This is a genomic window from uncultured Corynebacterium sp. (assembly GCF_945649885.1).
GTDB lineage: Bacteria > Actinomycetota > Actinomycetes > Mycobacteriales > Mycobacteriaceae > Corynebacterium.
Genome location: NZ_CALZFS010000191.1, coordinates 1 through 3,079, shown reverse-complemented (window position 1 = coordinate 3,079; position 3,079 = coordinate 1). Strand labels below are relative to the sequence as shown.

At 57.0% G+C, this 3,079-nt stretch carries 3 protein-coding genes; all 3 read left to right on the top strand.

Annotated elements, in window-relative coordinates; genetic code table 11:
* The first annotated feature begins 497 nt into the window (after positions 1-497).
* A complete protein-coding gene (catA, locus tag Q0M74_RS13585) occupies positions 498-1,358 on the top strand; it encodes a catechol 1,2-dioxygenase (protein ID WP_293955351.1) in 861 nt (286 codons plus the stop codon).
* Between the two features lie 75 nt (positions 1,359-1,433).
* A complete protein-coding gene (locus Q0M74_RS13580) occupies positions 1,434-2,555 on the top strand; it encodes a muconate/chloromuconate family cycloisomerase (RefSeq protein WP_293955349.1) in 1,122 nt (373 codons plus the stop codon).
* A gap of 9 nt (positions 2,556-2,564) precedes the next feature.
* A complete protein-coding gene (gene catC / locus Q0M74_RS13575) occupies positions 2,565-2,858 on the top strand; it encodes a muconolactone Delta-isomerase (protein WP_293955347.1) in 294 nt (97 codons plus the stop codon).
* Positions 2,859-3,079 lie beyond the last annotated feature (221 nt).

Here is a 3,079-nt window from a genome sequence, read left to right as displayed (position 1 = left end):
GTGTACAGAACGCTGGCGAGGCTATCGATAGGTGTGGACATGTTGTACCTCCGAGGGGCTATAGATGAAGTGAATCTGCCAACCGGGTTATACGTCAGCCGCTATGGGAAAGCGGTGAAAGACGGTTCACAACAAAGACGTTGTTGGTGGCGTGATACCCATAGTGCCCTATGCATGGCCTGAATCACACTAGGGAACCTCCTAGGGTTACGTCGGGGGTTTTTGTTCGTACAGTGGTGAATTGTGCGCAGTGTTTGCAACTGACCTGCATATATCCATATTTTTACCAGTTTTCTGTTCTTTAAATGTCATTTAATGCATTTGGGTGTCTATTGACTAAAAGCATGAATGCGACCACAGTGGAATTATCCAGTTAAGCCGATCACAGCGATTGCAATGTCGTCCATGTGATCTGGGAGGTGACTGGTAATCCGCCTGCCAGGTATTGAGGGAAGTGTTTTATCCCTCACCCTGCCCCTGCACTAAGGAGTGTCAAGATGACTTCGGTCGAGAATCAGACTGTTGATCCAACCGCCCATGACTCGGGCAACAAGGCCACTGACAAGTTCAAGGCCAACCGCGTTTCCTCGGACACCTCCAAGGAGCGCGCCAACGCGATCTACACCGATCTGCTCGCAGCGATCGCTGAGGTCGCCCACAAGCACGAGATCACCTACGAAGAGTACGCAGTGCTCAAGCAGTGGATGATTGATGTCGGCGAGTACGGCGAGTGGCCACTCTGGTTGGATGTCTTCGTCGAGCACGAGATCGAGGAAATCAACTACAACCGCCACGACTACACCGGCACCAAGGGTTCCATCGAAGGCCCTTACTATGTTGAGAACTCCCCGAAGCTTCCGTGGGACGGCGAAATGCCGATGCGCGACAAGGACAAGGCCTGCACCCCACTGTTCTTCGCTGGTCAGGTCACTGACCTCGAGGGCAACGGTCTTGCCGGCGCAGAGATCGAACTCTGGCACGCCGATGAAGAAGGCTTCTACGCACAGTTCGCACCGGGAATCCCTGAGTGGAACCTGCGCGGCACCATCGTCACCGATGAGGAGGGTCGCTACAACATCAAGACCCTGCAGCCTGCTCCGTACATGATTCCTCACGACGGCCCAACCGGTTGGTTCGTGGAGTCCTACGGTGGACACCCATGGCGTCCAGCCCACCTCCACCTGCGTGTTTCCCACCCGGGCTACCGCACCATCACCACCCAGCTGTACTTCGAAGGCGGCGACTACGTGGACAACGATGTTGCAACCGCTGTGAAGCCAGAGCTGGTTCTGCACCCAGAGGCCAAGGAAGACGGCAACCACGTCGTTTACCCATTCGTCCTGGATAAGGAAGACTAAGACTCACCCCCGTTTTTTCTAAAGTCCCGATCACCGTTTTTGGTGTCGGGACTTTAGCCAATTGAAAGTGATTTAATGGCTGATCTAACAATCAATCGTGTAGAAACCCGTATTCTCGACGTCCCACTCATCCGCCCGCACGGCTTTGCCACCACCACTTCCACCGAGCAGCACATCCTGCTGGTGGCGGTACACCTGGACAATGGTGTGGTTGGTTATGGTGAGGGCGTTGTCCCAGGCGGCCCCTGGTGGGGTGGCGAGTCCGTGGAGACCATGAAGGCGCTTATCGACGGCTACCTCGCCCCCGTACTCATCGGCCGTGAGGTCTCCGAACTTGCCGGCATCATGGCCGACTTGGAGCGCGTTGTCGCCCGTGCCCGCTATGCCAAGGCTGCCGTGGATGTTGCAATGCATGACGCCTGGGCACGCGCACTGGATGTCTCCGTCCGTGACCTGCTCGGTGGTACCGTGCGCACCTCCCTCGACTGCACCTGGGCACTCGGTGTCCTGCCCCTTGATGTTGCTGTCGCAGAGATCGAGGAGCGCATCGAAACCTGGGGCAACCGCTCCTTCAAACTGAAGATGGGCGCCGGTGAGCCAGCCGAAGACACCCGTCGCGTGGCAGAACTGGCACGTGAGGTCGGAGATCGGGTGTCCCTACGCATTGATATCAATGCCCGCTGGGACCGCCTGACCGCACTGCGCTACCTGCCTGAGCTTGCCGACGCCGGCATTGAGCTCTTCGAGCAGCCAACTCCTGCTGAAGATCTTGAGACCCTGCGTGAGATCACCCGCCGCACTAATGTCTCCGTCATGGCCGATGAATCTGTCTGGACCCCAGCCGAGGCACTTGCCGTGGTGAAGTCCCAGGCAGCTGATGTCATTGCACTGAAGACCACCAAGCATGGCGGACTGCTGGAATCCAAGAAGATCGCAGCCATCGCTGAGGCCGGCGGACTCGCCTGCCACGGAGCCACCAGCCTCGAGGGGCCTATCGGTACCGCTGCATCACTGCAGTTCGCCGCCTCCACCAAGGCAGTGTCCTATGGCACCGAGCTGTTCGGTCCACAGCTGCTCAAGGACACCTACGTGGTCCAGGACATCGAGTACCGCGACGGACAGGTCATCGTGCCACAGGGCCCAGGTCTCGGCGTCGAGCTGGACATGGACAAAGTCAACTTCTACACCCGTAAATAAGGAGTATTAATGCTGTTTCACGCCCGTATGGACGTACACTTCCCAGAGTCAATGACCCCTGAGGTCATGGCTGATTTCCAGGTCAAGGAAAAGGCCTACTCCGGTGACCTCCAGTCACGTGGAATCATGAAGGCTATCTGGCGTGTGGTGGGAGAGTACGCCAACTACTCCATCTTCGAAGTTGATGACCATGATGAGCTTCATGCAATCCTCAGTGGATTCCCGATGTTCAAGTACATGGATGTCAAGATCACCCCGCTGGCTAAACACCCGAATGCTCTTGAGTACTACCTGAAGGGTTAATCTCCCTTCACCTGTTGTGGAAGAGGACCGCATCCAGATCTTTGGATGCGGTCCTCTTCCTTCTCCGGACCCAGAGATGACCCTTATGCACACCCCTGGTCAACCCCTGGGCTGAGGGGAAGGTGCAGGTTGCACCCCGGGTTCCCCTCCCCAGTGCCGTTCACTCTGCGAACGGCTTGTCCGGCCGGGGGAAAGCGCCTACTTTGAGACCTGAATCACTG